The sequence below is a fragment of the Corynebacterium sp. NML 150383 genome (assembly GCF_002285085.1).
GTDB lineage: Bacteria > Actinomycetota > Actinomycetes > Mycobacteriales > Mycobacteriaceae > Corynebacterium > Corynebacterium gottingense.
In genome coordinates this window covers 233,551-259,696 of sequence record NZ_NSGK01000003.1, presented here as the reverse complement: position 1 = coordinate 259,696, position 26,146 = coordinate 233,551, and the positions used below count along the sequence as shown (strand labels likewise).

At 64.1% G+C, this 26,146-nt stretch carries 30 protein-coding genes, 3 tRNA genes and 1 pseudogene; 17 read left to right on the top strand and 17 right to left on the bottom strand.

Annotated features, from left to right (window positions below; genetic code table 11):
- Positions 1 to 59 precede the first annotated feature (59 nt).
- Positions 60 to 617: an Ltp family lipoprotein gene (locus tag CKJ85_RS05145; RefSeq protein WP_095553638.1), complete on the bottom strand. Its 558-nt coding sequence runs from the start codon at positions 615 to 617 to the stop codon at positions 60 to 62.
- A 169-nt stretch (positions 618 to 786) separates the two neighbouring features.
- Positions 787 to 1,272, bottom strand: coding sequence for a thioredoxin-dependent thiol peroxidase (gene bcp / locus CKJ85_RS05140; protein ID WP_095275379.1), 486 nt, complete (start codon positions 1,270 to 1,272; stop codon positions 787 to 789).
- A 76-nt stretch (positions 1,273 to 1,348) separates the two neighbouring features.
- Here bcp and CKJ85_RS05135 point away from each other — a divergent pair, with 76 nt between their 5' ends.
- Positions 1,349 to 1,624, top strand: coding sequence for a DUF3618 domain-containing protein (locus CKJ85_RS05135; RefSeq protein ID WP_095275566.1), 276 nt, complete (start codon positions 1,349 to 1,351; stop codon positions 1,622 to 1,624).
- Positions 1,625 to 1,720: 96 nt separating this feature from the next.
- Here CKJ85_RS05135 and CKJ85_RS05130 read toward each other — a convergent pair whose 3' ends face one another.
- Together CKJ85_RS05130 and CKJ85_RS05125 are read right to left on the bottom strand one after the other, a co-directional pair.
- Complete coding sequence (locus tag CKJ85_RS05130; RefSeq protein ID WP_095547446.1) at positions 1,721 to 2,287, bottom strand: isochorismatase family protein; 567 nt, start codon at positions 2,285 to 2,287, stop codon at positions 1,721 to 1,723.
- 256 nt (positions 2,288 to 2,543) lie between these two features.
- Positions 2,544 to 2,616, bottom strand: a tRNA-Lys gene (locus CKJ85_RS05125).
- Positions 2,617 to 2,822: 206 nt separating this feature from the next.
- On the opposite strand from CKJ85_RS05125, the gene CKJ85_RS05120 reads away from it, so the two are divergent.
- From CKJ85_RS05120 to CKJ85_RS12355, 3 genes and pseudogenes are all read left to right on the top strand, one after another.
- Positions 2,823 to 4,025: an Ig-like domain-containing protein gene (locus CKJ85_RS05120; RefSeq protein WP_095275401.1), complete on the top strand. Its 1,203-nt coding sequence runs from the start codon at positions 2,823 to 2,825 to the stop codon at positions 4,023 to 4,025.
- Positions 4,026 to 4,138: 113 nt separating this feature from the next.
- Positions 4,139 to 4,403, top strand: a pseudogene (locus CKJ85_RS12225) (ammonium transporter); the annotation flags it as partial.
- A 94-nt stretch (positions 4,404 to 4,497) separates the two neighbouring features.
- Entirely contained in the window at positions 4,498 to 4,617 is a 120-nt protein-coding gene (locus tag CKJ85_RS12355; RefSeq protein WP_369825022.1) for a P-II family nitrogen regulator, read from the top strand.
- 63 nt (positions 4,618 to 4,680) lie between these two features.
- Here CKJ85_RS12355 and CKJ85_RS05105 read toward each other — a convergent pair.
- From CKJ85_RS05105 to CKJ85_RS05075, 7 genes are all read right to left on the bottom strand, one after another.
- Positions 4,681 to 4,756 (bottom strand) — tRNA-His (locus tag CKJ85_RS05105).
- Between the two features lie 50 nt (positions 4,757 to 4,806).
- Positions 4,807 to 5,436 carry an oligoribonuclease gene (gene orn / locus CKJ85_RS05100; RefSeq protein ID WP_255395997.1) on the bottom strand — a complete coding sequence of 210 codons (630 nt, stop codon included), beginning with the start codon at positions 5,434 to 5,436 and terminating at the stop codon, positions 4,807 to 4,809.
- A gap of 2 nt (positions 5,437 to 5,438) precedes the next feature.
- Complete coding sequence (gene cmrA / locus CKJ85_RS05095; RefSeq protein ID WP_095275402.1) at positions 5,439 to 6,245, bottom strand: mycolate reductase; 807 nt, start codon at positions 6,243 to 6,245, stop codon at positions 5,439 to 5,441.
- 19 nt (positions 6,246 to 6,264) lie between these two features.
- A complete protein-coding gene (locus CKJ85_RS05090) occupies positions 6,265 to 6,591 on the bottom strand; it encodes a transcriptional regulator (RefSeq protein WP_095553637.1) in 327 nt (108 codons plus the stop codon).
- The gene (locus CKJ85_RS05085) at positions 6,584 to 7,066 is read right to left on the bottom strand and encodes a hypothetical protein (RefSeq protein ID WP_143340160.1); all 483 of its coding nucleotides are present in this window, start codon (positions 7,064 to 7,066) and stop codon (positions 6,584 to 6,586) included. The genes CKJ85_RS05090 and CKJ85_RS05085 overlap by 8 nt, the downstream gene beginning before the upstream one ends.
- A 41-nt stretch (positions 7,067 to 7,107) precedes the next feature.
- Positions 7,108 to 7,665, bottom strand: a complete 558-nt coding sequence (locus CKJ85_RS05080; protein WP_233126957.1) for a hypothetical protein — start codon at positions 7,663 to 7,665, stop codon at positions 7,108 to 7,110.
- Positions 7,662 to 8,312, bottom strand: a complete 651-nt coding sequence (locus CKJ85_RS05075; protein WP_095553635.1) for a hypothetical protein — start codon at positions 8,310 to 8,312, stop codon at positions 7,662 to 7,664. Before CKJ85_RS05075 ends, CKJ85_RS05080 begins: the two co-directional genes overlap by 4 nt.
- Positions 8,313 to 8,494: 182 nt before the next feature.
- On the opposite strand from CKJ85_RS05075, the gene CKJ85_RS05070 reads away from it, so the two are divergent.
- The 3 genes from CKJ85_RS05070 to CKJ85_RS05060 are packed head-to-tail and all read left to right on the top strand — an operon-like array spanning position 8,495 to position 9,676.
- Entirely contained in the window at positions 8,495 to 8,869 is a 375-nt protein-coding gene (locus CKJ85_RS05070) for a hypothetical protein (protein WP_095275406.1), read from the top strand.
- 6 nt (positions 8,870 to 8,875) lie between these two features.
- Entirely contained in the window at positions 8,876 to 9,118 is a 243-nt protein-coding gene (locus tag CKJ85_RS05065; protein WP_095553634.1) for a hypothetical protein, read from the top strand.
- 9 nt (positions 9,119 to 9,127) lie between these two features.
- Positions 9,128 to 9,676: an LURP-one-related/scramblase family protein gene (locus CKJ85_RS05060; RefSeq protein WP_095553633.1), complete on the top strand. Its 549-nt coding sequence runs from the start codon at positions 9,128 to 9,130 to the stop codon at positions 9,674 to 9,676.
- A 40-nt stretch (positions 9,677 to 9,716) separates the two neighbouring features.
- On the opposite strand, the gene CKJ85_RS05055 is transcribed toward CKJ85_RS05060, so the two are convergent.
- Positions 9,717 to 9,790 (bottom strand) — tRNA-Arg (locus CKJ85_RS05055).
- 104 nt (positions 9,791 to 9,894) lie between these two features.
- Here CKJ85_RS05055 and CKJ85_RS05050 point away from each other — a divergent pair.
- The 5 genes from CKJ85_RS05050 (at position 9,895) to CKJ85_RS05030 (ending at position 15,759) form a co-directional block, all read left to right on the top strand.
- Positions 9,895 to 11,886, top strand: a complete 1,992-nt coding sequence (locus CKJ85_RS05050) for a bifunctional copper resistance protein CopD/cytochrome c oxidase assembly protein (RefSeq protein WP_095553632.1) — start codon at positions 9,895 to 9,897, stop codon at positions 11,884 to 11,886.
- A gap of 140 nt (positions 11,887 to 12,026) precedes the next feature.
- Positions 12,027 to 12,680 carry a single-stranded DNA-binding protein gene (locus CKJ85_RS05045; protein ID WP_095553631.1) on the top strand — a complete coding sequence of 218 codons (654 nt, stop codon included), beginning with the start codon at positions 12,027 to 12,029 and terminating at the stop codon, positions 12,678 to 12,680.
- A gap of 157 nt (positions 12,681 to 12,837) precedes the next feature.
- Positions 12,838 to 14,508 carry an energy-dependent translational throttle protein EttA gene (ettA, locus tag CKJ85_RS05040; RefSeq protein WP_095275411.1) on the top strand — a complete coding sequence of 557 codons (1,671 nt, stop codon included), beginning with the start codon at positions 12,838 to 12,840 and terminating at the stop codon, positions 14,506 to 14,508.
- A 147-nt stretch (positions 14,509 to 14,655) separates the two neighbouring features.
- Positions 14,656 to 15,126 (top strand): thioesterase family protein, encoded by a 471-nt coding sequence (locus CKJ85_RS05035; RefSeq protein WP_095275412.1) that lies wholly within the window; start codon positions 14,656 to 14,658, stop codon positions 15,124 to 15,126.
- Positions 15,127 to 15,759, top strand: coding sequence for a hypothetical protein (locus tag CKJ85_RS05030; protein ID WP_095553630.1), 633 nt, complete (start codon positions 15,127 to 15,129; stop codon positions 15,757 to 15,759).
- A 10-nt stretch (positions 15,760 to 15,769) separates the two neighbouring features.
- On the opposite strand, the gene CKJ85_RS05025 is transcribed toward CKJ85_RS05030, so the two are convergent.
- Together CKJ85_RS05025 and CKJ85_RS05020 are read right to left on the bottom strand one after the other, a co-directional pair.
- Positions 15,770 to 16,177, bottom strand: coding sequence for a globin (locus tag CKJ85_RS05025; RefSeq protein WP_095275414.1), 408 nt, complete (start codon positions 16,175 to 16,177; stop codon positions 15,770 to 15,772).
- Complete coding sequence (locus CKJ85_RS05020; protein WP_095553629.1) at positions 16,167 to 17,183, bottom strand: mechanosensitive ion channel family protein; 1,017 nt, start codon at positions 17,181 to 17,183, stop codon at positions 16,167 to 16,169. Before CKJ85_RS05020 ends, CKJ85_RS05025 begins: the two co-directional genes overlap by 11 nt.
- A gap of 180 nt (positions 17,184 to 17,363) precedes the next feature.
- Between CKJ85_RS05020 and CKJ85_RS05015 the strand changes: the two genes are divergently transcribed.
- Together CKJ85_RS05015 and CKJ85_RS05010 are read left to right on the top strand one after the other, a co-directional pair.
- Complete coding sequence (locus tag CKJ85_RS05015; RefSeq protein ID WP_095553628.1) at positions 17,364 to 18,500, top strand: cystathionine gamma-synthase; 1,137 nt, start codon at positions 17,364 to 17,366, stop codon at positions 18,498 to 18,500.
- A gap of 441 nt (positions 18,501 to 18,941) precedes the next feature.
- On the top strand, positions 18,942 to 19,667 hold the full coding sequence (locus tag CKJ85_RS05010; RefSeq protein ID WP_095553627.1) for a GntR family transcriptional regulator: 726 nt from the start codon (positions 18,942 to 18,944) through the stop codon (positions 19,665 to 19,667).
- Between the two features lie 9 nt (positions 19,668 to 19,676).
- Here the strand turns inward: CKJ85_RS05010 and pepN are convergent, their stop codons facing one another.
- Positions 19,677 to 22,085 carry an aminopeptidase N gene (pepN, locus tag CKJ85_RS05005; protein WP_095553626.1) on the bottom strand — a complete coding sequence of 803 codons (2,409 nt, stop codon included), beginning with the start codon at positions 22,083 to 22,085 and terminating at the stop codon, positions 19,677 to 19,679.
- A gap of 69 nt (positions 22,086 to 22,154) precedes the next feature.
- Between pepN and CKJ85_RS05000 the strand changes: the two genes are divergently transcribed.
- From CKJ85_RS05000 to CKJ85_RS04990, 3 genes are read left to right on the top strand one after another with little or no spacing between them, the layout of a single operon-like run.
- Complete coding sequence (locus CKJ85_RS05000; RefSeq protein ID WP_095535388.1) at positions 22,155 to 22,781, top strand: DsbA family protein; 627 nt, start codon at positions 22,155 to 22,157, stop codon at positions 22,779 to 22,781.
- Between the two features lie 39 nt (positions 22,782 to 22,820).
- On the top strand, positions 22,821 to 23,306 hold the full coding sequence (locus CKJ85_RS04995; protein WP_095275570.1) for a ribose-5-phosphate isomerase: 486 nt from the start codon (positions 22,821 to 22,823) through the stop codon (positions 23,304 to 23,306).
- Between the two features lie 22 nt (positions 23,307 to 23,328).
- On the top strand, positions 23,329 to 24,135 hold the full coding sequence (locus CKJ85_RS04990; protein WP_095275420.1) for an N-formylglutamate amidohydrolase: 807 nt from the start codon (positions 23,329 to 23,331) through the stop codon (positions 24,133 to 24,135).
- 6 nt (positions 24,136 to 24,141) lie between these two features.
- Here the strand turns inward: CKJ85_RS04990 and bioD are convergent, their stop codons facing one another.
- Positions 24,142 to 24,816: a dethiobiotin synthase gene (gene bioD, locus CKJ85_RS04985; RefSeq protein ID WP_095553625.1), complete on the bottom strand. Its 675-nt coding sequence runs from the start codon at positions 24,814 to 24,816 to the stop codon at positions 24,142 to 24,144.
- A complete protein-coding gene (locus CKJ85_RS04980) occupies positions 24,813 to 26,120 on the bottom strand; it encodes an adenosylmethionine--8-amino-7-oxononanoate transaminase (RefSeq protein ID WP_095553624.1) in 1,308 nt (435 codons plus the stop codon). Before CKJ85_RS04980 ends, bioD begins: the two co-directional genes overlap by 4 nt.
- Positions 26,121 to 26,146: the final 26 nt, after the last annotated feature.

Sequence of the window (26,146 nt, the reverse complement as noted above, 5' to 3'; positions counted from 1 at the left end):
GAAAGCACCTGGGGCATCAAGGCCCCAGGTGCTTTGTGCTCGCGCGTGTTCCGGCTGCGTTAGAGGTGCTCGACGGCGAACTCAGCCTGCTCGCGGGTGAAGTGCTCGGGCCCTTCAGTCAGGGCCTTGGTGAGCTCGCTGCGGCTCGTGCCGTCTTCTTCCATCTGCTGCGCTACCTGGAGGGCGAGCTGGTTAAAGTCCGCGTCGAGGTGGTCGACGGCGTAGCTCGCGGTTTCACGGTCGAAACCATCGGTGTCGCGCAGCAGGGTGTACAGGTTTTCCTCAGACATCGCCTGACCGTTCAGGTGTACCTCCGCCGCCTTGAGCGCCTCCGCCTGCGCGCCGGTGGCGTTGGCACCGGCCGTAGCGTTGGCGCTCACGGGGGTGTCCGTCGCCGGGGCGGTCTCATCATCGTTGTCGCTGAGCAGCAACCAACCGAGGAGCCCGAAGCCGATGAGAGCGAGGACGATTACGGTCGCCCACTGGGCAGTGGTGGAGCGGGGACGTGCGTCCGCTTCGTTGTCTTGCGCGCCCTGCAGCGGGTACGGACTGGACGGGCGCGCGGCACCGGCGGTGTCGTCGGCGCGGGAATCGCTGGGATTGATTGGACTAGACATGAGGCCTCACTTCGTCGCGGCAGGTCAACGCCGCATCAAATCGGTGGGGGACAAAATTTCACTGATATGACCATTATGCCCGTGCGTGGCGTGAATAAGCAAAAAGTTCCCGCGAAACACGGCGAAGATCACACCTGGGTGGCGCTATTTGCCCGGGCCTTCAACGCTGCTAAATATCCCAGTCGCGCAGGATCCGATCGACATGCCCCGAGGCGCGGACGTTGTACTTGGCCTCCTCGATGGTGCCGGTGCCGTCCTCAGCCACGTTCACCAGGAAGGTGGAGCGGATGACGCCCTCCGTCACCTTGCCGTACATCTTCTTCTCCCCAAACGCGCCGTACGCGATGAGGGTGTCCTTCGATTCATCACCAAGCAACTCGATGCCCAGGTCGTGCTTCGCGCGGAAGTCCGCGAGCTTGTCGGTGGGGTCCGGGCTGATGCCCAGCACGGTCACGGAGGCGTTGTTGAAATCCTCGAGCTTTTCCGTGAAGTCGCACGCCTCGGTTGTGCAGCCCGGGGTGTTCGCCCGCGGGTAGAAGTACACGATGACGCGCTTTCCGGCGAAATCTGACAGGGAGACCTGCTCGCCCTTGTCGTTGGTCAGGGTGAACGCTGGGGCGGTGTCGCCCTTTTCCAGTCTGATCTGATCATTCATACTTCACCGTTTTACACGTTTTACACTACTGTGGTCACAAGAACCGACAAACGAGTACAACGTAGGAGAATTGAACGTGGCACGAGACATTCACGACATTGAGCGCGACATCTCCCGCACCCGCAGCCAGCTTGCCAGCACCCTGGACGAGCTCGCGGATCGCGCGAACCCGTCCACCCTCGCGGGGGGCGCGAAGGACGGCGCTCTGGAGTGGCTGAAGGACGAGACGGTGCAGAAGGTCCTCGCCGGTATCGGCGTCGGTATCGCCGCGATCGTCGGCATCAGGGTGCTCAACGGCCGCAAGCGCAAGAAGGAGCTCAACGAGCTGCAGAAGCTGCTGTCGCGCAACTAGCGTCAGACCGCTTCGGAACAACGAAAAACCGTCCACACCACCGATTGGTGGGTGGACGGTTTTTGCTGCGCTGCAGCGTCGACAAACGCCTCGGCGTTAGGCGATCTCCGCCCCGGCGTCCATCATCTCCTGGAGGGCCCGGGCCCCCGCCGCGTCATCGACAGGGGCAACCATGCCGCGCAGCACCCGGACCTTGAAACCCTGCTTCAGCGCGTCGAGCACCGTGGCGCGAACGCAGTGGTCTGTGGCGATGCCGCAGACATCGAGCTCGTTGATGTCGTGCTCGCGCAGCCAATCGCCCAGTAGCATGCCGTTGTCGTCGTGGCCCTCGAAGCCGGAGTATGCGGCCGAGTGCTCGCCCTTGCGGAAGAAGTGGCCGATCAGCGAGGTGTCGATCGGCCCGCGGATCTTCGCGCCGTAGGAGTCCGCGACGCAGTGCGGCGGCCACGAGTCCTGGAAGTCGGGGTTCTCAGAGAAATGCTCGCCCGGGTCGATGTGCCAATCCTGGGTGGCGATGATGTGCGCGTACTCGCGCGTCCGGTTGTCCTCGGTGCTGAGGAACTGGGCGATTTTCGACGCCACCTCATCCCCGCGAGCCGTTGCAAGCGGTCCGCCGGGGCAGAAGTCATTTTGGACGTCTACAAGCAGGAGTGCCGTATTCATAGTAGCAACCTTAATTGATTCTCAGGCGACAGGCAAATGTATGCGCATTTTTGTTTCAGGAAAGTGGCAGAAGCACTAAATCTGCAGGATATAAAAAGGGTGACCTATTCCTTTGTTAAGAAAGTCTCTCAGGTTTGTGGGTCTGGGGAGGGGATGTGCGGGATTGTCGTGGGTGATGCGTTCTAGGGGCTAACGTACCGAAAGAGAAACCCCCTCGCGGAGTACCATTCGGTATCTCCGCGAGGGGGTAATGCTGTGCGCCATCAGGGAATCGAACCCCGAACCCACTGATTAAGAGTCAGTTGCTCTACCAATTGAGCTAATGGCGCGTATTTTGTTTTTCTCTCTGTCGCTCTCGGCGACGTTGAAAACAATAACACCTTTCCTTGTAGGGGGTGAAATCGCCAGGTCACGAGCCTTTTTCGTAGTGTTCAAATTGTAATCTTTTCCAAGTGAATTGAAGTAGCGTTTGGGTGCTTTTGGCAGATAGGGTAGTTGCAATGCAAAACGCGATATTGGAGGTAGGAAAGCGTTCATGCGTGTAGGGAAAGTGGTGCGCCGGGCAGCTGGCGTCGTTGCGGCGGCCGCGATGGCCACCACACTGGTGTCGTGCACGATCGGTGAGACGAATGAGGTTGAAACACAGCACGTTGCCAAGACCGAGGAGCAGGAAGCGGCAGAGGAGCCGAAGCCGGATCCGCCGGAATTCTCTTTCGATGACGGTGCTGAAGACGCTGAGCCTGGTGAGTCCGTCACCGTGACGTCGGATGAGGGGTTGTCGTCTGTGGTGATGACCAACGAGGACGGCAAGGTTGTCAAGGCGAAGATGAACGATGAGAAGACTGAGTGGGAAACGGTGGAGCCGCTCGGTTACGGTCGCACGTACACCGTCAAGGCTGAAGATGCTGCGGGCCAGAAGGTGAAGCAGAGTTTTACCACGGTGGTTCCGGCGGCTGAGACCAACGTGTACCTGGGTCCCCTTGACGGTGACAACGTCGGTGTGGGGCAAGCAATCACGTTCCGCTTCGACGTGCCGATTCAGGACACGAAGGCCGTTGAGGAGCTCATCGACGTGGAGACCTCCAACGACACCGAGGGTGGATTTTTCTGGCTCGATCCCTACGAGCTGCGCTGGCGTCCGAAGGATCTGTGGGAGCCTGGCACCGAGGTCACTGTCGCTGCCAACGTCTACGGCAAGGATATGGGCGGCGGGGTCTACGGCGTCGAAGACGTCGAGCACAGCTTTACCATTGGTGACAAGGTCGAGGCTGTGGTGGACAACGCGGATAAGATGCTGAAGTTCTACCGAAATGACGAACTGGTGAAGTCCTTCCCGGTATCAATGGGTAGCGATAACTCGCGTGATACGCCGAACGGCACCTACATTGTGGGCGACATGCACAATTCGTTGGTGATGGATTCGCGCACCTATGGTCTCGGCCTCGGGCAGGGTGGCTACGTCACCCCGGTGTCGTACGCGACCCAGCTGTCCTACTCCGGCATCTACCTCCATGCCGCGCCGTGGGCGATGTGGGCGCTCGGCAACACGAACCAATCGCACGGTTGCATTAACGCGTCTATGGCGGACGCGCAGTGGTTCCAGGAGAACGTGAAGCGCGGCGATGTGGTGACTGTACAGAACACATACGGTGGCACGCTCACGCCGTACGACGGGCTCGGCTACTGGAACATGGACTGGGAAATGCGCTCGGGTGGAACCGAGGATCCCAATGCGTAAGGTTGGTGGCGCGTAGGCGTCGACAAGCGATCTGCTCCAGGCACTGATTGTGCTTGGAGCGTTTTTATTTGCCTTCTCGCTTGTTGTTGGCGGCGTCAGGGAACTCCGCGTGGATGCTCATGAGCGCCTCCCTGGTGTTGCTCATGACGCCCGGACTCGCGCTGTTCTACGGAGGGATGGCGGGTCGGCAGAACGTGCTGATCATGATGGTGACGTCCTTCGCCGCGATGGCGGTCGTCCCCGTCGTCTACGTGTTGTGGGGATGGTCGGCGTCGTACGCTGGAGACGACATCGCCGGGATCGTGGCCACCCCGCTGCAGGCATTTGGGGTCAGGGGGCCAGATCGCTGATTCCGCGGGCAACTTCGTGGCGGGCGCGGCGAGGTCTACCGCGGCGCAGAGGTTGCAGCGGACTTCGTGCCGAAACTGAAGCTCGAGATTGTCACGGGGGGGAGGGGCTGGCCGACCGGGCGGTGGACGCCATCCTTCGGGCGGCATCCACGGGGGCGTTTGGCGACGGCAAGATTTGGATCTCTCCGGTCGACGACGTGATCCGCGTGCGTACCGGCGAGTGTGGCGAGCAGGCGCTGTAGGGCGCGGCCGACCGAGAAAGCAATGTACCCCGTCACCTGTTTGTATAGGTCACGGGGTAACTTTGGGGTGGCTGACGGGACTCGAACCCGCGACACCCAGGATCACAACCTGGTGCTCTACCAGCTGAACTACAGCCACCATCGCTGCGTTTTCAGCAGCGGGAACTACCTTAGTACGCGGTCTCTAAATCACAAAAACGGCTGGTAGGCGCTATTGGCAGCGTCCCTTGCGTGCTCAGCTTCCGGGGTCTCCGGGCCGGGAGATTCCACGAACACGGAGCGGCGGTAGTAGTCCAGTTCGCGAATGGATTCCACGATGTCCGCGAGCGCGCGGTGCGCCATGCCTTTCTCGGGCTGGTTGAAGTACGCACGCGGGAACCAGCGGCGGGTGAGCTCCTTGACGGTGGAGACGTCGATCATGCGGTAGTGCAGGGCCGAGTCGAGGCGTGGCATCTGCTCGCGGATAAAGGCGCGGTCGGTGGCAATTGAGTTGCCCGCCAGGGGAGCGGGGTGCGCCTTATCGCAGTGCTTGTCCAGCAGTGCCAGGACGGCGTCCTCGGCCTCCTTCATGGTGACGGTCGACGCCTTGATCTCGTCGAGCAGCCCGTTATCTGTGTGCATCTTGGTGACAAAGTCATCCATCTCAGCGAGCTCGGCCTCGGTCGCTCCGATGACGATGTCCAGGCCTTCGTCCAAAATGTTGAGCTCGGCATCGGTCACCAGTGCCGCCACCTCGACGATCACGTGGCGGTGCGTATCCAGCCCGGTCATCTCCAAGTCGACCCAAACGATCCGGTTGTCTTTTGCGTGGATGTCCACGGTTACTCTTCTCCCATCTTTGCGTAAAAGCTGCCTACGAGCGGGGCGATCACGCCGCGCGGCCCGTAGGTGGAAACCACGTCCATCGCCTTGGACAGCGGGCCGGGGACCACGCGGCGCTTGTTTGCGCGCATGGCCCGCAGCGTGTCGCGGGCGCACGAGTCGTAGGTGGTCCACAGGAAATCCGGTACGACCTTGTCCACGATGGACTGCTCCTCTTCCGGAATGTACGCGTCGCGCACGGGGCCCGGTGCAAGCAGGGTGCAGTGCACGCCCGAATCTTTGAGCTCGAAGTGCAGGGCCTCGGTAAACGCGTTCACGCCAGCCTTGGTGAACACGTAGGTGGCGTTGTTGGGAATGGGGATGTTGCCTGCTGCCGAGCCGACGTTGCACAGCGCCCCCTCGCCCCGCGGCACCATCTGGTCCAGCACGGCCTTGGTGATGCGGAACACGGCGGTGGAGTTCAGGTTGTACTGGTTCGTCTCGTAGCCCCAGTCCTGGCGCATGAATGGGCCGAAGCTGGCGATGCCCGCCGAGTTCACGCATAGCGTCACCTTGCGCGTCGCAATGTGCGCGAGCAGCGCGTCCACGTCGCGCTCCTTGGCCAAGTCGGCGGCCACGACCTCGACGTTGACGCCGTGCGCGTCGCTCAGTTCGTGGGCGAGCTCCATGAGCACGTTTTCGCGACGGGCGACGATGATCAGGTTGTAGCCGGCGGCGGCGAGGTCGCGCGCCATCGCCTCGCCAATGCCCTGTGACGCGCCGGTCACCAGGGCATAAGAGTCAATTTCGGGGGCTGGAAAAGTCATGGTCTTCAGGGTACCTGGGCTAGTGCTTCTCGACGCCCACCTCACCCCTCGCCAGCGCCTCCAACGCCTCCATGTGCGCCTGGAAGGCTTCGCGCCCCTCCCTGGTGAGCGTGACCCACACCGTGTCCTTCGCCCGTGTCGAGCCGTACTCGCGGAACCGGGTCACAAAACCGACTTCCTCCAGGGCGTTGAGTTGTTTGGACAGCGTGGCGTCGGAAAGCTGGGTGGCGTCGCGAAGCGTGCTGAAGCGCATTTCGTAGCGCGTCTCGCCTTCGATGGCGCCGCCGGCGTTGAGCGCCGCGCAAATCTTCAAACGGTTGATGGGGTGGATGACGGGGTTAGTCATGGTACTTGTTCCAGGTCAGGCCGTAGGCAGCGATAAAACCCACGGTTGTGGCTACCGCAACGATGGCACAGGCCACTGTGCCGATTCCTTCAGCGAGCGTCATGAGGGGGTACGCGAGCAGAGGAATGACGACAGCTTTCCAATTGAGCTTCGGATCCTCGCGCACCTCCTGCTTCATCGCGGTGCGCACCCCGCGTTTGGCGGAAAGCTCGATCCAGATGATGCCCACCACGCCAGCAAGGAGGATAAGCAGGCCCCAGGGGTGGCCAACGAGGGTGAAGTACATGCCAGCACCGAAACACAGGCTGGTCGCCACGATGCTCAGCCACGGCACGGGTTGTGATGCCTTGGTGCGGGCTTCGGTGTCGCGAATTACCTCGAGCGCCTCGCGAGCGGAGGCGGCTGTGTCCTTGTTTTTGACTCTGGCGTGCTGATTGGTCGTGCTTTGCCGACCCTGCGTCTCCATGTTTTCCATAGTGGAAAGTGTACCGGAACGCGGGGTAACGTCAAGTGGGATTACTCCTCGTCCAGCCACTCCGAGAGCGCCTGCGCGGAGGTACGCGCGTGGTGGACCACCATGCCCAGCTGTACATCGCGGGCAAAAACAGCCAGGACCAGGTGGCCGACGGGCGGGTGCGCCACTTTTGCCAGTGCGATGACCTCGTCGTTTGGCAGCGAGACGCTGACGATAGCGTCGCGTCCTTCGCCTTTCGCCTCATCGGGGTCGCGGGAGGGGTCCACAATCGCGGCCTGCGCCCCGGCGGTGCCAAACATCGATGAGTTTAGGGCGCTGATCCGGGCGGCGTCGAGCGCGTCGCCGAGGCCGATCGAGCAGACGTGGGTGCCGTCGCCGGTGCCGAGGACGACTGCGTAGATTCCCGGTACCTGGTGGCGCATGCGCGACATGTATGGCAGAGCGGCGGCAGCCAGGTCGTTCGTAGCGAAATCGGTGCCGCGCACCCGGCGGTGGCGCCCAATCTGAGCTTTGACGTCATCTTTCATGGCTTCTGACATTCCGCCCTCCAGGCCGTCTGTGGCCAACGTGGTCGTCGTGTTTTCAAGCGTCGCGGTCACAGGTAATCCTCCAGTCTGGTCAGGGCGAGGTCAATAACGCGCGCCACGTCGTCGTGCACGCGCGGGTCGGCCGCCACCACGGGAATGTCGGAGTGGCCGACCGTGGAAAGGAAATCGCGCAGGATCGGGAGCGGGTCGGGCCCATCCGGGTCGATGAAGTTCACCGCGAAGGTGGTGCGGTGATAGGCGTCCAAGCTCCCGATGGTCTCCAGCCAGTGCACGACCTGCTGTTCCAGGAGCTGCGGGAGCCCGAAGAGCCAGACCACGAGCGCTGCGGCCGGATTGCGGGCGGGGGTGCGCGCATCATCAAACTGGTCTTGGCCCGCGGTGCCGAAGACGGCAACGCGCGTGGTGTCGGCGCGGTCCCAGACGCCGAAGTCGATCCCCACGGTGGTCGTTGTCTTGGTCTGCGCGAGGAAGTCGTCGGAAGCGTTGGCGTGCGCCTCAGTATTGATGGGCGTCACCGTCGAGATGGTCGCGACTCCCGTCGTCTTGCCAACCCCAACCGGGCCGACGAAAACGACCTCGGAATCTGAGTACGCGCCAATGATGGCGTCCGAGGGCATTGTCAGGTGTGGGTCCAGGTCATCGGCGGTGATGTCCTCGGCCTTTCCGTGGCGCCGCCCAGTGGCGGGCGTTTGAGTCATATCATTTCCTCAGGTTCAGTTTGGGGAGTGACACCCAAATTATCAGACTTTTCTTTCCATTTGTCTAATATTGCGGTATTCTGTGGTGGCAATCCGGGCCAGCGTGCACTTCCACCGTCCCAAACGGGCGCGTACCTGTGCGCCGTGACCAGCAATTACACGAGAATACGAAAAGGAATCGAATGTCCCAGCAGGAGAATCTCAACAACTTCCTCAACGCCGTCTCTGAGGACCTCAGCGGCTTCATTGGCGCATCTGTCGTCGACATCAACACCGGTATGTCCCTGGTGTCCACCTCCCGTTACCCGGACTTCGACCTGGACATCGCGGCTGCGTACAACTCTGAGATGGTGAAGGCCAAGTTCAAGACCATGGAGGCGCTGGGCATCCAGGGTGGCCTGCAGGACATGCTGCTTACCCTGACCGACCAGTTCCACTTGATCAAGATTCTGGAAAATGACTTGTTCATCTATGTGGCAGTCGACTCCTCCCGGACCAACCTGGCGCTCCTGCGTACGGCCGTGAACGCGAACGTGAAGAAGTTCGGCCTGGCATGAACGCAAGTGCGGCGTGACGTCACTGACGGCGCTGACGCCGCCGACGGTACTGACGCCGAGCTGGTAGAAGCGCCAGACGCACCGGATGTGCCGGAAGCAGAGGAGTACCACGGGGCCCACGAGCTAAGGGAAGACCGGGAAGACGTAGTCGTCGAGAAGCCTGAGGCGACTCCGGAGGTCGACGAAGCGAAGCCGGAAGTGCGGCACGCGCCGCCGCATCGGAAAGCGTGGTGGCTGCCGTGGCGGTAGCCTGGCGTCATGCTTGATCGCGATGAACTGATTTTCAGCCAGACCAAGGCACTTGGTACCGACGAATTTGAAATCACCGACGGGCAGGGCCAGCTCGTCGGCACGGCGCGGCAAACGCGGCAGCTCGCCGATATGTTCCGTGGCTCGCGCGGGGTGGAGGTGCGCGACGCCCAAGGCACCCTCGTGCTTGGCGTGACCGACCCGGCGAATTTCCTCCGGGACTCCTACGAGGTGCGCCTGGCGGAGCCCGACATGGTGCTCGCCACACTGCGCAGCAAGTTTTCCCTGCTGCGCACCAAGCTTGACCTGGAGATCGCCGGCTTTCCCAGCGTGCAGATTGATGGCAAGCTGCTCGCCCTCAACTTTGACCTGACCAGCAACGGACAGCCGATCGCGAGCATCAATGCAGAGTACACGGGCATGGGGCGCGCGTTTATGGGTAAGACCTCGTACCGGATCAGTTTCCAGCCGGGCCTGGATCAGCGTCAGCACGCGGCAATCCTCGGCACCGCGGTGGCGGTGGACATGCTGCGGCGGAAGCGCCGAAACTCCTCCTAGCAGCGGTTTTCGCCCCAACGAAAAGCGCCCCCAGCAAAAGCGCCCCCAGCAGGACTCGAACCCGCGACCAGCCGGGTAGAAACCGGATGCTCTAATCCACTGAGCTATGGGGGCAGCGCTCACGAGGGCACCCGTACGCCCGGGCGCTCCGTGCAGCCCGCCTATTGTAGCGCAAGGCCAGTTAGGCACCCCAATCAATCAAAAGTAGGGTAGGGGGTATGTCTGAAGTGGGAGTTCGCAAGCGGGCAGTGCGGCCCGCCTGGCCGGTGTACGTTGCAGCCTGCGTGATCGCCGCGGTGGTGGCGGGTGCGGTGGCGCAATCGTTCGCGGGGGCGTCGTTAAGCGCGCTCGGCATCCCTGATCCCGGTGCGTTGACCACTGCCGGCCTGCCCGCGTTACGCGGCGTCGCCTGGCTACTGTTTGCGCTGTCAGTGGGGTCGTTCTTCCTCACCGCGTGGCTGATCCCGCCGACGCGGCGCGGCGAGGGCGCGGATCTGAACGGCGCGCAGCTCACCGTCGACGGGATCATCGCATCGCGGACCGGCGGATGGGCGCAGCTTGGCATCGCGCTCATCGGGTTGACGATGATTCCGCTCGTGCTTTCCGACGTCTCCGGCGAACCGCTCGGGGAGGTCTTCTTCCAGCTCAGTGCCTGGTCCGTCGCGCTGGAGCAGGTTGCCGACGCGAAGGTGTGGCTGGTCACCGCCATCATCGCCGCGGGCGTTGGCGTGTGCGGACTCCTGGCGCGCAGCTGGTTTTCCCAGGTGGCGCTGTGTGGGGGCGCGTTGGCGTCGATAATGCCACTGGCGCTGACGGGTCACTCGGCGTCGGGCGGAAGCCACGACTTTGGCACGAACTCGCTGATCTGGCACCTGGTGTTCATGCTCATCTGGGTCGGCGGGCTCATGGCGCTGGTGGCGCACGGCCGCAGGCTGGGCCCCAACCTCGAGGGGGCGGCGCGGCGGTATTCCGCGGTTGCCCTGTTCGCGCTGCTGGTCATGCTGGTATCTGGGCTGACCAACGCGCTCATCCGGGTCCGGCTGTCCGACTTGCTCGACTACGCCTACGGCTGGGTGCTGGTGATCAAGTTTGCGGGCATCCTCGTGCTCGGCCTGATGGGGTTCGCGCACCGCCAGCTCACGCTGCCGCAGCTGGGGTCGCGCCCCGGCGCGTTTACCCGCTTCGCCCTCGTGGAGGTCGTGGTCATGGCGGCAATTGCGGGCCTGTCGGTCACACTCGGGCGCACCCCGCCCCCGCCGCCGCTGGACCCCGACCTGACCGCGATGCAGGTGGCGCTGGGCTACAACCTTGCCGAGCCGCTCACGTGGGGCAACTGGCTGACGCAGTGGCGTCCGGAGCTGCTGTACAGCGTTATCGCGCTGCTGCTTGCCGTGTACTACCTCTACCTGGTGCGCCGCGTGCCCGGGTGGCGCGCGTCTCGCACGGCGTGGTGGTTGCTCGGCTGCGCCACGGTGGTGGTCACGCTGAGCTCCGGGCTGGGGATGCACATGCCGGCCGCGTACTCCACGCACATGACAGTGCACATGATCCTCTCGATGGGCGCTCCCGTCTTCTTCGTGCTCGGGGCGCCGCTCACACTGGTCCGCGAGGCCTACCCGGCCGGCGAGTTCAACCCGCGCCTGTGGGCGGAGAGCTTCCAGCACTCTCGCTTCGTCCGCGTGATCACCTACCCGCCGGTGTCCGCGGTGCAGTTCCTCGTGCTCTTCTACGTCATGTACGTCTTCCCCTCGCTGTATGAGCTGATGATCTCGGAGCACGCGGGCCACGTGATCATGAACGCCGTGTTCCTTGTTTCCGGCTACTTCTACTTCTGGGAGCTCATTGGGCCGGACGAGCTGCCCGCGCGCCACTCGGCGAAAGTCCGCCTGGCATGGCTGTGGATCGCCATGCCGTTCCACCTCTTTATGGGCGTGTACCTGATGCAGCTCAACTTCGTGCTGGGCGAGGATTTCTACCAGTCGCTGCAGCTCCCGTGGGATCCGGACTTGCTTGATGATCAAAAGGTGGGCGGCGGTATCGGCTGGGCGGCCGGTTCGTTCCCGCTGGTCATCGTGTTTGCGCAGCTGTTCCGCGCGTGGTTCGCGGAGGACAACCGGGAAGCGATCGAATCCGACCGCAAGGCAGAAGAAACAGACGACGAGGAATGGCGCCAGTACAACAAGATGCTCGCGCAATACAATCGACTCTAGCTGCCATTTTTGGAAAATTGTCCGCCACCCCTTCCCATTTCGTACGTTTCGTGTAAAAATACGCCTAACGGAGCAAGCGCTTGTCGACGCCCCGTTGCACGAAACAAACGTCAAAGTTTAGGAAAGGGGGTGGCTCTCCCATGAGCCACTTGCACACTCACATCCACGGCAACCTGATTGATAACCCAGACCTCCGCGTGTTTAAGGACACCGATTCGGTGCTGTGCAAATTTCGCCTCGCCACCTCGCGCCGTCGCCCGACGGAGGAAAAGGATTCCTCCGGGAAGGTGCTGTGGGAGGACGTGGATCAGCTGTATATCGATGTCGAATGCTGGGGGCAGCTCGCCACCAACGTGGCGGCGTCGCTGAAGCGGGGACTGCCGGTTTCCGTCTGTGGCAAGTTGGTGACGGAAACGTGGCTGGTTGACGCGCCGGAGGGGGCCGAGCAGGAGAAACTCAAGCGCTCAAAGATCGTGCTGAAGGCGACCCAAGTTGCATTCGACCTGGCTCGCCACCAGGTCAGCTCGGTGCGTAGTGAGCCCGTTGGTAACACGCTGGCCGGCCAGGAACCGCTTCGGGCGAAGACGACGGAGGAGCTGACGCGCGACAGTCGCGGGGACGTTACTGACCGGCTGATGAGCGAGGAAGACGCCATCGGGCACGCAAAGCGCGCCAAAGAGCGCGAGCCCGTGTTGGTCGGCGCGGCCGCCGGCGGTGGCGGCGCGCGTGGCGCAAACGCAGCAGATTCCGCAGACTCTGCGGATTCCGCGGACGCCGAGGGGGTGCCGTTCTAAGCCGTCACTTCACCCAACGCTGATCTGTCGCTGCTTCCCCGCGCGCGATGCCTGGTCTGGTGCAGGCAGTCAGGCCATGTGGAGGCCCCGAAATGATGTAGTCTGTGGAAAGCATTTACGCCAATTTCGCAGTCGAATTCACAAGAGGGGACTTCACGTGGCTGAATTCATCTACACGATGAAAAACGTTCGCAGGGCCATCGGTGACAAGGTCATTCTGGACAACGTCACCATGGCTTTCTACCCCGGCGCCAAGATCGGTGTCGTGGGCCCCAACGGCGCTGGTAAGTCGTCGTTGCTCAAGATCATGGCGGGAATTGACCAGCCCAACAACGGCGAGGCATTTCTCCAGCCCGGCGCGTCGGTGGGCATCCTGCTGCAGGAGCCGCCGCTGAACGAGGAGAAGACGGTCCGCGAGAACGTCGAGGAGGGCCTCGGCGACATTTTTGAAAAGAAGGCCCGCTTCGAGCAGATCGCCGAAGAGATGGCGACCAACTACTCCGACGAGCTCATGGAGGAAATGGGCAAGCTCCAGGAGGAGCTCGACGCGGCCGACGCGTGGGAGGTCGACTCCAAGATCGAGCAGGCGATGGAAGCGCTGCGCTGCCCGCCGTCGGATTCCCCGGTGACCAACCTGTCGGGAGGTGAGCGTCGTCGAGTGGCGCTTGCGAAGCTGCTGCTGTCCGAGCCCGACTTGCTCCTGCTGGACGAGCCGACCAACCACCTCGACGCGGAGAGTGTGCTGTGGCTGGAGCGCCACCTGCAGGACTACCCGGGCGCCGTCCTTGCTGTGACGCACGACCGCTACTTCCTGGACAACGTCGCGGAGTGGATCTGCGAGGTCGACCGTGGCCAGCTCTACCCGTACGAGGGCAACTACTCCACCTACCTGGAGAAGAAGCAGGAGCGCCTCCAGGTCGCGGGCAAGAAGGACCAGAAGCTGCAGAAGCGCCTGAAGAAGGAGCTGGACTGGGTTCGCTCCTCGCCGAAGGCTCGCCAGGCAAAGAACAAGGCCCGCCTGGAGCGTTACGAAGAGATGGCGGCAGAGGCGGAGAAGTACAAGAAGCTGGACTTTGAGGAGATCCAGATCCCGACCCCGCAGCGCCTGGGCAATAAGGTCGTCGAGGTGGAAAACCTGAACAAGGGCTTCGACGGGCGAACGCTGATCAAGGACCTCTCGTTCACCCTGCCGCGCAACGGCATCGTTGGCGTGATCGGCCCGAACGGCGTGGGTAAGACCACCCTGTTCAAGACCATCGTGGGTCTCGAGGACCCGGATTCCGGCGACGTTGAGGTGGGCTCGACCGTCGAGCTGTCCTACGTGGACCAGAACCGCGCAAACATCGACCCGGAGAAGACGGTGTGGGAGGTCGTCTCGGACGGCCTGGACTACATCCACGTTGGCCAGAACGAGATGCCCTCGCGCGCGTACCTGTCCGCCTTCGGCTTCAAGGGTGCTGACCAGCAGAAGCCGTCCAAGGTCCTCTCCGGTGGTGAGCGCAACCGTCTCAACCTGGCGCTCACGCTGAAGCAGGGCGGCAACCTGATCCTGCTCGATGAGCCCACCAACGACCTCGACGTGGAAACCCTGGGTTCGTTGGAAAACGCGCTGCAGGCATTCCCGGGCTGCGCCGTGGTCATCTCGCACGACCGCTGGTTCCTGGACCGCACCTGCACCCACATCCTCGCCTGGGAAGGCAACGTTGAGGAAGGCCAGTGGTACTGGTTCGAAGGCAACTTCGGCGATTACGAGAAGAACAAGGTCGAGCGACTGGGCGAAGAGGCCGCGAAGCCGTCCCGCGTCACGCACCGCAAGCTGACGCGCTAGGCACACGCTTCTCGACGCCACCCGGCCTCCCGCTTCACGCCCCGCCCCGAGAGCCAGCTCACATTGGTTCCGTGGCGGGGCGTTGGTTGTGGGGTAGCATGTCGGCAGAACGTGCACCGCATACCCGCGAAGTTTGGAGTGGAGAATATGGCTGAGCAACCAGGACACGGCGAGACCGCAGGCGCGAACGGCGCCGGGGCCCCGCATACTCACAAGGTTTCGCTGCGCTGGGGCGACTTTGACCGGTACGGCCACGTCACCAACTCCGCCTACATCGAGCTCGCCCAGGAGGCGCGCCTGGCGTTTGCGCAGCAGTTCTTCGAGGCGCAGGGCCACGAGTTCGTCGTGTTTGTCCGCCGCGTTGACGCGGACTACATCCGCCCGCTGCTGCCCAACACGACCGAGGTCACCGTGGACACCGAGGTTGTGCGGCTGGGCAACACCTCCTTCACCACGCGCCAGGAGATTAAGGACGCGCAAGGCCACATCTGCTGCGTGGTGGAAACCGTGCAGGTCACCGTGGACACCGCGACGACGTCCCCGCGCCAGATCACCCAGAAGGAAATCGGCATCCTCACCCGCGTTGCCTCGAGCATCGACGAAGCTGGCGAGGAGTAAATGGAGTCCCTCCGCATTACGGACGGCGCTCCGGGGCTGACAGCGCTGATCGGCCGGGCCACCGGCCTCGACGCCTCCGCGTCGGCCCGGTTCCAGTCGCTCGACGCAGGCGCCCCCGCGGTCGACGTCTATGTCACCACCCCCTTCGACTGCATCGCGTCGCGCCGGGTGAGCGGCGAGGCCTCGCGCGATGGGGCAGTGGTGGCGGCGAGCGATCTGCTGGCTGCGTTGCAGGCTGGCCGCGCCGAAGTCGGTGCGGCGCGGGACCCCAACTGGCCCGGCGCGCTGCCCCCGCGCGAGGGCTTCACGGTGCGTGACGAGGTGCCAGTTTCGGTGGCGCGCCAGCTCGCCGACAAGGGCCGAGAACTCGCCCGCCAGTTTTCCGGGCCGATGGGGCCGCCGAAGTCGCTGTTGGACTCGACGGTGCTGACCGCCGACGCGGAGTCTGCAAGCCCGGTGGAGATCCCCATGCGAATGATTTTTACCTGCACGTCGCTGGGGTTCATCCCCGGCTTCGCTGCCCCCATTGACATCCCGCGCCATCTGCGGGTGTCCACCGCGGGGCGCTGGGTGCGTCTCGACGCCCCGTTTGGGTCCGTTTACCACTCAACGGGACTCGGGCTGTTCGTCTAAGCGCGCTCGTTTAGTACGCGCGCGGACCCTGGTTGATCATCATGTAGGCGACGCGCTGCATGTGGTTCCACAGGGCGAAGCGGTACGCCTCGGGGAGCTCCTCGTCCGAAAACTGGTTCAGCGAATTTTCCATGAGGTGTAGCCACCGATCCGCCTCTGGCTCGCCGATGGGGAAGGGGAAGTGGCGGCGCCGCAGCATGGGGTTGCCGCGCTTTTCCTGGTAGGTCCGGGGACCGCCCCAGTACTGCACGAGGAACCAACGGAGCCGGTCCTGCGCGCCGTCCCAGTCCTGGTCCGGGTACATCGGGCCGATGAGGTCGTCTTCTTTGACCTGGTTGTAAAAGCCTTCGACGAGGCGTTGGAAAAAGTCGGCGCCAAGGGCGTCGTATAGCGAATGCTCCTGCGGGTTACTGGTCATTGGAGGGCCCTCTTTCGGTGATCTTGTCGCGCGGGTCATTGCGCACGAGGGTGGGTTCGGAGCCCGGCAGGCGGACGTCGGCTTCCTGCATGGCCTCGAGGATCTGCTCGTACATGAAGCGACTCACGCCCCACTGCTCGCCGGGCATGGTGTTTACGGTAACGCGATAGGTGAGGTGGTCGGTAGTGAAGCTGGATACGCCGAGGAGCTCGGGCTCGCCGATGATGTTGCGGCGGACGCGCTCGTTCTGGGCAGCGGCACGGGCGGCATCCAGGATCACGTCTGCGGCCTTCGATGGGTCGGCGAACAGGGAGACGGGGACTTCCATGCGGGCGACCGAGAAGCGGTCTGAGTTGTTGCCAACCTGCTCGATGTCGCCGTTGCGGATGTACCAGAGCGTGCCGTCGATGTCGCGCAGCGTGGTGATGCGCATGGTCATGTCCTCGACAGTGCCCTCGACGTCATTGACGGCGATGACGTCGCCCACACCGTACTGGTTCTCAAGCAGGATGAACATGCCGGACAAGAAGTCTTTGACCAGCGACTGCGCGCCGAAGCCGAGAGCGACACCGACGATGCCTGCAGAGGCCACGAGTGGGGCGACGTTCACGCCGAGCTGGTCCAGGATCGCCATGATGGCCCAGACCCAGATGACAATGGCCACCGCAGAGCGACCCACGTTTGACAGGGTGCGGATGCGAGCCTGCCGGCGCTGCTCCTGCGAGCGCGCCTGTGGCGAATCAACGTCGCGCTCCCCGCGCCGGAAGGGCACACCGCTGCCAGGGTTCTTGATTGCGTTTTCGGCACCGCGGCGGATCAGGCGGTTGAGCACCCACTGCAGCACGGAGGCCACGAGGATGATCAGGAGGATCCACAAGGGGCGGGTGACAAAGTTTTGCTGCGTGTCGGGGTCGTTCCACCAGGTGGAGAGGCCGGAGACGGCGCTGTCAACGCGCGCCTCGGTGTCGTTCGATGCTGCTGCGAGAAGTGTTGTTGTATAGCTCATCAGGTGCAATCTTAACCGGCTGGATGTGCCGGTGCTGGCCAGACGGAACGAACGTCCTGTGCATAAAATTCGCCCATTCCGCACCCAAAATGAACCGCTTGGTCTACACTTCGGGGAAACTTCCCCTCGCCGCACGGATGCGTCGCACGGAGGGGCCGCGACGACAAGAAAGGTACCGCGATGACCTCTGGGTTCTCCACAGATTCAATTCACGCTGGGTACGAGCCTGACAGCCTGTACGGACCGATCAATGCGCCGATCTACGCCTCCACCACATTCGCGCAGGACGGGTTGGCCAAGCTCCGCGGCGGGTACGAGTACACGCGCGTGGGTAACCCGACCGTGACCGCGCTGGAGAAGACCGTCGCCGCGCTGGAGGGGGCGGACTACGGCGTGGCGTTCGCCTCCGGAATGGCGGCGATTGACTCCCTACTGCGCATCCTGCTCAAGCCCGGGGACCACATCGTCATCGGGAACGACGCCTACGGCGGCACCTACCGCCTCATCCAACAGGTCTTCACGCTGTGGGGCGTGGAGAACTCGGTGGTGGACATTACGGACACCGACGCGGTCACTGCGGCGATCCAGCCCAACACCAAGGTGATTTGGGTGGAGACTCCGACGAACCCGCTGCTAAACATCGCGGACATCACGGCAATCAGTAGGGCCAAAGGTGCAGCAACCCTCGTCGTGGACAACACGTTTGCCTCTCCTTACCTGCAAAAGCCATTCGAGCTGGGCGCGGACGTGGTGCTGCACTCCACCACCAAGTATATCGGTGGCCACTCTGACGTCGTTGGCGGCATCGTGTGTGGCAAGGATGCGAATCTGGAGGAGGACCTGCGCTTCTTCTTTGGCTGGGTCGGCGCGATCCCGTCACCGTTTGATACCTACCTCACCGCCCGCGGCCTGAAGACGCTTGCGGTGCGCATGGACCGCCACTGCGATAATGCCGAGGCGGTCGCCGATTTCCTCCAGCGCCAGGACTGTGTGGCCAAGGTCCACTACCCGGGGCTTGCCTCGCACCCCAACCACGAGGTGGCGAAGCGCCAGATGACGCGCTTCGGCGGCATGGTGTCCGTCGAATTCCAGACCGAGGAGCAGGCGAAGGAGTTTTGCTTGTCGACGAAGCTGTTCTGCCTCGCAGAATCGCTCGGTGGAGTAGAGAGTCTGGTCGAGCACCCGGCGACCATGACGCACCTGGCGGTCAACGGGTCGGCGCTCGAGGTCCCGCCGGAGTTGGTTCGCATCTCGGTGGGCATCGAGGACGTGGACGATCTCATCGCCGACCTCGAGCAAGCCGTGGCGGCGTTGTAAGCCGGACGCTAGGAAGCTCGGTGCGGCGAGTTCGCCTGGTGACCTCGTTATACCTGCGGGTGCATAAATTGCATCGAAGTTAGACCCCTAATAGGGGGTAATTTCAAGGTTTTTCATGCATGGCATGCATGTCCGGTCGGAATGTACCTTTTGGGGGTGATCGGGGGGAGGTGTGCACCCGTTTGGGTGTGTGCTGCCGGGGTCGGAAAGGGCGACGTTCGTCCAAATTTAGACCATTGATTTGACAACAACTGTCGGTTGGGCGCGTAGAAAGAATGCGGGGTAACTGCATCCTTTGTTGATTAACGTTGATCGAAGAGAAATTTACACAGCCGTTTTCAATAATTTTGACGGCTGCGTGTAAATGAACGTAAATCAACGGCCGAATTGCTCGTCTTGGGAGTTTTCCCATTGCGCGAGGGAGAGCGAGGGAAGGTATCTATGGCGACGAAACCGGCGTATCTCCGTATCGCGGAGACGCTGCGCACCAGGATTGAGTCTCACGAACTCAAGCCCGGTGACAAGCTCCCACCCGAGCGCGAGCTAGTCGACCAGTTCAACGTCGCCCGGATGACAGTGCGGCACGCGCTTGATGTGTTGCAGCTTGAAGGCATCATTGAGCGCAAGCGCGGCCGAGCCGGGGGCACGTTTGTGCGCGCGCTGCCGCCCGTCGTGGACCTCAATGGGGCGACCGGGTTGGCGGCGCAGCTGGAGGAGAAAGGGGTGGACATCGTCTCCAAACTGCTGTTTTCCGGACGCATCACCCCTCCTCGGGTTGTTGCCGCGGCCTTTGGAGACGCCGAAACCGACGCCGAGCTCGGCGACGGGGCGAGCGACAAGGTGTATGCGGAGGAGCGTGTGCACTATGCCGACGGGGCCCCGGCGTTTTCGGAGACGCTCTACGTGCGCCCAGGATACGAGGAAGGCTACGCCGTGAGCAGCCTGACTTTGACGGTGGACAGGCGGCCGGAGGCGGCAACGCTGCGCGAGGACGTGGTCACCCCCGGCGCGGCTACAGATGTGGAGCGCGGCCGACTCCAAATGGCGGCGAATGCGCCACTGCAGCGCGTGACCCGCAAGCTGTACGAGGGGAGCCTCGTCGTCGCCTACGCCACTATCGTCGTCCGGCCGGACGTGGCGCAGCTCCGCACGGTCACGCGCTTCTAGCGCCGCGCCTTAGCTGACCTCGCCAGCGCCTTCAGCACCTTCAGTGTCTGCAGCGCGGTTGCGCACGGCGCGCGCAACTCGGTCCTGGCCCTCGGCGAGGATGCGCTTGAGGCCGGCGGGCACGGAGGCGTCGTCAAGCAATGCGTCCGCCTTGCGCACGGCCTCCTCGGAGATCGCCCAGGTCGGGTACATGCCCTCGAGGGTGCGCTGCGCCATCTCATTGGTCAGGCGGTCCCACAGCGCCGGCGCGACGCGGAAGTACTCGTCGGTGAACGCGTCGAGCTCGTCACCGTTGAACTTCAGCCCGTCCATGAGGTAGCGCGCCTCCAGGTTGGTCAGATCCTCGTTGACCAGCGTGTCCCACGCCCATCGCTTTTCGACGGTCGCGCGGCACCGCAGCCGTGAAATCACACCTTCGGACGAGGTGTCCTCTTCCTTATCCGCGTCCTCGAGCGGCGCCTCGCCGGCGGCGATGAGGCTGGTCAGGGCCAGCCAGCGCACCTCCTGATTGTCCGAGCGCTCGAGCAGCTGCTTGAGGTAGTCCACCGTCTCCGGCGTCGGGGCGAGGCGGGCAAGTGCGCGGTCGAAAATTGCGGCCGGCTCGGCGCCGCGGAAGGCGTCGTTGAGCAGGCAGAAGCCCTCGGCCTGCCAGGCGGGGTCGACGTACTGCTTAACCGCCAGGGTGGCCTGGGCGAGCAGGCGCTCCTGCACGCTCGGCTGGTCCTCGGCGGCGCCGTGCTTGGCCACCAGGCGGACGAACTCGCGGGCCGGGAGCCGGCCGTCACGCACGGACTCCCACAGCGACGACCACACCAGTGTGCGCGCCAGCGGGTCGGTGATCTCGCCCAGGTGATCCAGGGCGAAGCGCTGGTGCTCGGAGGTCAGGCCCATCTTGCAGTAGGTGAGGTCTTCGTCGTTGACCAGAGCCAGGTCGTGGTCGACTCCGGCGAGCTCGGGTACCTCGGTGCGCGCGCCGTCGACGTCGAGGGTGACGTGGTGGGTGCGGGTCACGTGGCCGTCGATAAGCGAATAGAGGCCCACGGTAACCCGGTGGGTGCGCATGACGTCGGATTCCTGCACGACGGTGAAGGAGTCCTCGGTGATTTCCGGGCGCAGCGCGGAGACACCGGTGGTGCGCAGCCACTGCTCGGACCAGCTGGACAGGTCGCGGCCCGAGGACTTCTCCAGCGCGGAGAGTAGGTCAGCGAACGTGGCGTTGGCGTGGGCGTGGTTGGTGAAGTGCTCGTGGACGCCGGCGAAGAACTCGTCGCGGCCGACGTAGGCCTGCAGCTGCTTGAGTACCGAGGCGCCCTTGGCGTAGGTGATGCCGTCGAAATTCTGCTCCGCGGTTTCGATGTCGGGCGCGTCCGCCGCGATCGGGTGCGTGGTAGGCAGCTGATCCTGCTGGTAGGCCCACGCCTTCTCCACGGCGGCGAAAGTGGTCCAGGCGTCCGGGTACTCGCCGATCTCGGTCTGCGCGATGGCGGCGGACCAGGTGGCGAAGGACTCGTTGAGCCACAGGTCGTCCCACCACTGCATGGTGACCAGGTCGCCGAACCACATGTGCGCCATCTCGTGCAGGATGGTGTCGTTGCGGCGCTCCAGGCGGTACGGGGTGGGCTCGGAGGTGAACACGTACTCGTCGCGGAAGGTCACCGCGCCGGCGTTTTCCATCGCGCCCATGTTGTACTCGGGGCAGAAGATCTGGTCGTACTTGCCAAAGGGGTAGGCCACGCCGAAGTTCTTGTGGTAGTAGGCGAAGCCGTCCTTGGTCTGGCGGAACAGGCGCTCGGCGTCCAGGTGCTCCATGAGGGAGGCGCGGGCGTAGATACCCAGGGGGATCTCGCCGTGCTCGTCGGAGTAGGTGTCGGTGACGTGCTCGTACTCGCCGGCGATCACGGCGATGAGGTAGGTGGACAGGGGGTAGTCCACGGTGGCGGACCAGGTATTGTCCTCGCGCGTGGTCGGCGCATTGAGGACCACGGTGTAGGACTCCGGTGCGGTCACCGCGATGTCGTAGGTGGCCTTGATGTCCGGCTGGTCGAAGCAGGCGAAGACCTTCATCGCCATCGCGGGCTCGAACTGGGTGTAGAGGTAGTCCTTGTTGTCCACCGGGTCGGTGAATTTATGCAGGCCCTCGCCGGTGCGGTTGTAGGTGATGGTGGCGTCGACGCTGAGGGTGTGTTGGCCGTCGGTAAGCGAAAGCTCGCGGCCCTCGACGGGCGAGCCGTCCAGGGTGGCCGTGAACGAGTCCGCGACCAGGTCGAAGGAAGTTTCGCCGGCACGGGAATCGAAGGTGACCGTGGTGCGCGAGCGGAACTGCTCGGCGCCAGTAACGTCGAGCTCGATGGAGTAGTGGACGTTGGAAATGAGGGCGGCGCGGTGCTGCGCGTCGGCCCGAGTCAGATTTGTTTTCATGGCCCCAACATACTCGGACGCACGAAGTGGCTACTGTGGGGGCCAACCGCTCACACGAAGGAGAATGTAATGACCCAACAAGTCACTTTTTGGTTCGATGTTTCTTGCCCATTTTGCTGGCTGACCTCCCGCTGGATCAAGGAGGTCGAGCAGGTGCGCGACATCGAGGTCGAGTGGGTGCCGATGTCCCTGAGCGTGCTCAATGACGGCCGCGACCTCTCGGAGACCTACGCCCGCATGATGGAGGCGAACTGGGGCCCGGCCCGCGTGTTCACCAAGGTGAAGGACGAATTCCCCGACAAGATCGACGAGCTGTACACGATGATGGGCACGCTCGTGCACACCGAGGGCCAGGGCGGCAAGCAAGGCTTTGGCGGCTACGACGAGATCATCGGCGTGGCCCTCGACGCGGTCGGTCTGCCGCCGCAGCTGGCGGATGTGGCCAACTCCGAGGTCGTCGACGACCAGCTGCGCGCCTACCACCAGCAGGCCATGGACAACGTCGGCGATGAGGTCGGCACGCCTGTGGTCAAGCTCGGCGACACCGCCTTCTTCGGCCCAGTGATCACCCGCGTGCCCAAGGGCGAGGAGGCAGGCAAGCTTTTCGACGCCTCCGTGTCCCTCGCCTCCTTCCCCTACTTCTTCGAGCTGAAGCGCTCGCGCACTGAGGACCCGCAGGTCCGCGAACAGGCGTAGGGGCCCTGGCCGGGCCGGGCGGCAGGTAGGCTTGTGCGCATGCGAATTTACCTTGGAGCAGACCACGCAGGTTTCGAGCGAAAGAACCAGATCAAAGCCCACCTGGAGCACGCGGGCCACGAGGTCATCGACTGCGGCGCCCACGAGTACGATGCCGCCGATGACTACCCGGCGTTTTGCATCGCCGCTGCTGAGGCAGTGGTGGCGAACCCGGGCTCGCTCGGCATCGTGCTGGGCGGCTCCGGCAACGGCGAGCAGATCGCCGCGAACAAGGTGAAGGGCGCGCGCTGCGCCCTGGCCTGGTCCGAGGAGACCGCGAAGCTGGCGCGCGAGCACAACAACGCACAGCTCATCGGCATCGGTGGGCGCATGCACACCGAGGAGGAGGCGCTGAAGATCGTCGACGCCTTCGTCGCCCAGCCATGGAGCGAGGAGGAGCGCCACCAGCGCCGCATTGACATCCTGGCGAAGTACGAAGAGACCGGTGTGGCTCCGGAGGTGCCGGGTAACCCAGCGCAATCCTAAAATCCCGGTTACGCTTCTGTGCATGAGCGCACAGCCCGAGCACTACATCATTACGCAGGGCGGGGCCGCATGCCCCGTGATTATCCACGTCCCGCACTCCTCGCGCGAGATCCCCGAGGAGGTGGCCGCTGACTTCGTCGCCACCGACGCGCAGCTGGCACAGGAGCTCGACCGCGTGACGGACGACGGCACGCTTGAGCTCGCTACCGCCGCCCGCGAGCAGTCCGGGGTGGACGCGTGGATGATCGTGAACAACCTGTCGCGCCTGGTGGCGGACCCGGGTCGGTTCTCCAACGAGCGCGACTCGATGGACGCCTCGGGCCGCGGTGCGGTCTACATGAAGCTTGGCGACGGCAACCTGCTGCGCCCCGCGGGCTTCGACACCACCGAACTGCGCGCGAAGTACTACGAGCCCTACGCAGAGGCCGTCACCGAACTCACCCGCGGTCGCCTGGACGCCCTCGACGGCGCGGTCATCGTGGACGTGCACTCCTACTCCAACCAGCCCGACGAGTACCAGATCCACCCCGGCACGCTGCTGCCGGACATCTGCATCGGCACCCACTCGATCCACACACCGGCGCTGCTTGCGGACGTGACCGACCGCGAGTTCACCGCCGCCGGGTTCAACGTGGAGCGCAATACCCCGTTCACCGGCGTGTACATCCCCGTCGAGTTTACCCAGAACATGAAAGTGCTGGGCGTGATGATCGAGGTGCGCAAGGACATCCTGAGCGGCGAGCGGGCGGCCGACGTCGCAGCGGCGCTGGCCAAGGTGATCCGCCACGCGGAGGAGATCGCGCAATCCGAGGTCGGCCGCCCGCTCTAGACCGAGCTACCGCGGCGGCGCGGGAACGCCGAGTGCCCCGGCCATCCGCGCAAACGCATCGCGCTCCAGCGCGCCAGAGCCGGCGGGGATACTTGCCCAGACGTTCACGCCCGTGACCACGGGCAGCTCCTCAAGGTTGAGCCGCGTCGCCAGGTCCGGCTCCGCGGGCAGCATGCCGCCGATAAGCCCGGCGACGCGCACACCGCGGCGCGTCGCCTCGCGCACCGTCAGTTCCGCGGCGTTGAGGCTGCCCAAGCCCAGCGAGGTCACGACAACGACGGGTGCGTCCAGCTCGGCGGCGATGTCGGCGATGGTGTAGTCGTCTGCAAGCCGCACCAGCAGGCCGCCCGCGCCCTCCACGAGAGTGACGCCGCGGCCGCCGTCCTCGGCGTCGAGCGCCCGGATCCAATCGCAGACCTCGCCCAGCGGCGGGACCTGCATGCCGGCGCGCCGGGCCGACAAGTTGGGGGCGAGCGGCTCGGGGAAGCGGACGTACTCGTGCGTGGCCACGCCGGTGAGACGGTCGACCGTGTTGGCGTCGCCGGAGCCGTCCGGTTCTCCGGTCTGCAAGGGTTTGGCCACGCGCACGGCCGTCCCGTCCGCCTGCCACGCCGATGCGAGCGCCGCGGTGGCGATGGTTTTGCCCACGTCAGTGTTTGTACCGGTGACGACAACAATCATTGGTCCTGCTCCTGTGTATCTTTGTGTGCGGCTGCGGCCGCTTCAGCCGCAGCGACCACGGCCCGACCAATCTGCCGGACCTGGTCCTCGGTGCATACAAACGGCGGCATGGTGTAGATGTTGCGCCCGAACGGCCTGATCCACACGCCGTGATCGACCGCGGCCTGCGTGGTGGCGGCCATGTCCACGTCGAACGCCATCTCCACCACGCCGATTGCGCCGAGAACCCGCACGTCGGCGACGCCGGCAATGTCGCGCGCGGGCGCAAGTGCCTGGGTAAGCCAGGTTTCGATGTTGCGGGTCTGCTCGCGCCAGTCGCCCTCGGCGATAATGTCGGTCGCCTCGGCGGCCACGGCGCAGGCGAGCGGGTTGCCCATGAACGTTGGCCCGTGCATGATCGCCGACGGCTCCATGCCGGCTGCGACCTCGTCGGTGGTGAGCACCGCGGCGAGCGTCATGAACCCGCCCGTGATCGCCTTGCCCACGCACAGGATGTCGGGGACCACGCCGTTGTCGAGGGTGGTGAAGAGCTGACCGGTGCGCCCGAAGCCGGTGGCAATTTCGTCTGCAAGCAGGAGCACACCGTGCTTCGTACAGAGCTCGCGCACGCCGCGGACCAGCTCAGCGTCGTGGAAGCGCATGCCGCCGGCGCCTTGGACGACGGGCTCGATCACCACTGCGGCAATGTCGTCGGTGATGAGCTGCTCAAACTCGGCGAGGTACGCGGCGCGTGCGTCCTCGCTCGCGCCGCGTACCGGCGGGGCGGGGGCGAAGCGCTGCTCGGCGAGCACGCCCTTCCACATGGAGTGCATGCCACCGTCGGGGTCGCACACGCTCATCGCGGCGAAGGTGTCGCCGTGGTAGCCGGAGCGCCACGTGAGCAGCCGATTGCGCTCCGGGTGTCCGGTGCCGCGGGCGTACTGCAGTGCCATCTTGATGGCCACCTCCACCGACACCGAGCCGGAGTCAGCGAGGAAGACGCGACTGTAGTTTGGTCCGTCGGCGCCGCCGGTAAGCGCTAGCAGGTTGCGAGTCAGGCGCGCAGCCGGTTCGTGGGTGAGCCCGCCGAACATCACGTGTGCCATGCGGTCGATCTGTTCGTGGGCGGCGCGGACCAGGCAGGGGTGCCCGTGGCCGTGGGCTGCGGCCCACCAGGACGACATGGCGTCGATAAGCGTGCGCCCGTCGGCGAGCTCGAGGAAGACGCCGTGGGTCCGGACGACGGGGAGATTGCCGGAGCCGGGCGCGGCGTAGGGGTGCCAGATGTGCGCGGTGTCGATCGCGGTGATCTCGTCGGGCGTCATGGGAGCCTTTCATTGCTGCAGCTGGT

What these genes read in the sequence shown, in the direction of transcription:
- CKJ85_RS05145 (WP_095553638.1), bottom strand. Translation starts at nt 617, where the DNA reads ATGTCTAGTCCAATCAATCCCAGCGATTCCCGCGCCGACGACACCGCC.
- bcp (WP_095275379.1), bottom strand. Translation starts at nt 1,272, where the DNA reads ATGAATGATCAGATCAGACTGGAAAAGGGCGACACCGCCCCAGCGTTC.
- CKJ85_RS05130 (WP_095547446.1), bottom strand. Translation starts at nt 2,287, where the DNA reads ATGAATACGGCACTCCTGCTTGTAGACGTCCAAAATGACTTCTGCCCC.
- CKJ85_RS05120 (WP_095275401.1), top strand. Translation starts at nt 2,823, where the DNA reads ATGCGTGTAGGGAAAGTGGTGCGCCGGGCAGCTGGCGTCGTTGCGGCG.
- cmrA (WP_095275402.1), bottom strand. Translation starts at nt 6,245, where the DNA reads ATGACTTTTCCAGCCCCCGAAATTGACTCTTATGCCCTGGTGACCGGC.
- CKJ85_RS05090 (WP_095553637.1), bottom strand. Translation starts at nt 6,591, where the DNA reads ATGACTAACCCCGTCATCCACCCCATCAACCGTTTGAAGATTTGCGCG.
- CKJ85_RS05085 (WP_143340160.1), bottom strand. Translation starts at nt 7,066, where the DNA reads ATGGAAAACATGGAGACGCAGGGTCGGCAAAGCACGACCAATCAGCAC.
- CKJ85_RS05075 (WP_095553635.1), bottom strand. Translation starts at nt 8,312, where the DNA reads ATGACTCAAACGCCCGCCACTGGGCGGCGCCACGGAAAGGCCGAGGAC.
- CKJ85_RS05070 (WP_095275406.1), top strand. Translation starts at nt 8,495, where the DNA reads ATGTCCCAGCAGGAGAATCTCAACAACTTCCTCAACGCCGTCTCTGAG.
- CKJ85_RS05060 (WP_095553633.1), top strand. Translation starts at nt 9,128, where the DNA reads ATGCTTGATCGCGATGAACTGATTTTCAGCCAGACCAAGGCACTTGGT.
- CKJ85_RS05050 (WP_095553632.1), top strand. Translation starts at nt 9,895, where the DNA reads ATGTCTGAAGTGGGAGTTCGCAAGCGGGCAGTGCGGCCCGCCTGGCCG.
- CKJ85_RS05045 (WP_095553631.1), top strand. Translation starts at nt 12,027, where the DNA reads ATGAGCCACTTGCACACTCACATCCACGGCAACCTGATTGATAACCCA.
- CKJ85_RS05035 (WP_095275412.1), top strand. Translation starts at nt 14,656, where the DNA reads ATGGCTGAGCAACCAGGACACGGCGAGACCGCAGGCGCGAACGGCGCC.
- CKJ85_RS05030 (WP_095553630.1), top strand. Translation starts at nt 15,127, where the DNA reads ATGGAGTCCCTCCGCATTACGGACGGCGCTCCGGGGCTGACAGCGCTG.
- CKJ85_RS05025 (WP_095275414.1), bottom strand. Translation starts at nt 16,177, where the DNA reads ATGACCAGTAACCCGCAGGAGCATTCGCTATACGACGCCCTTGGCGCC.
- CKJ85_RS05020 (WP_095553629.1), bottom strand. Translation starts at nt 17,183, where the DNA reads ATGAGCTATACAACAACACTTCTCGCAGCAGCATCGAACGACACCGAG.
- CKJ85_RS05015 (WP_095553628.1), top strand. Translation starts at nt 17,364, where the DNA reads ATGACCTCTGGGTTCTCCACAGATTCAATTCACGCTGGGTACGAGCCT.
- CKJ85_RS05010 (WP_095553627.1), top strand. Translation starts at nt 18,942, where the DNA reads ATGGCGACGAAACCGGCGTATCTCCGTATCGCGGAGACGCTGCGCACC.
- pepN (WP_095553626.1), bottom strand. Translation starts at nt 22,085, where the DNA reads ATGAAAACAAATCTGACTCGGGCCGACGCGCAGCACCGCGCCGCCCTC.
- CKJ85_RS05000 (WP_095535388.1), top strand. Translation starts at nt 22,155, where the DNA reads ATGACCCAACAAGTCACTTTTTGGTTCGATGTTTCTTGCCCATTTTGC.
- CKJ85_RS04995 (WP_095275570.1), top strand. Translation starts at nt 22,821, where the DNA reads ATGCGAATTTACCTTGGAGCAGACCACGCAGGTTTCGAGCGAAAGAAC.
- CKJ85_RS04990 (WP_095275420.1), top strand. Translation starts at nt 23,329, where the DNA reads ATGAGCGCACAGCCCGAGCACTACATCATTACGCAGGGCGGGGCCGCA.
- bioD (WP_095553625.1), bottom strand. Translation starts at nt 24,816, where the DNA reads ATGATTGTTGTCGTCACCGGTACAAACACTGACGTGGGCAAAACCATC.
- CKJ85_RS04980 (WP_095553624.1), bottom strand. Translation starts at nt 26,120, where the DNA reads ATGACGCCCGACGAGATCACCGCGATCGACACCGCGCACATCTGGCAC.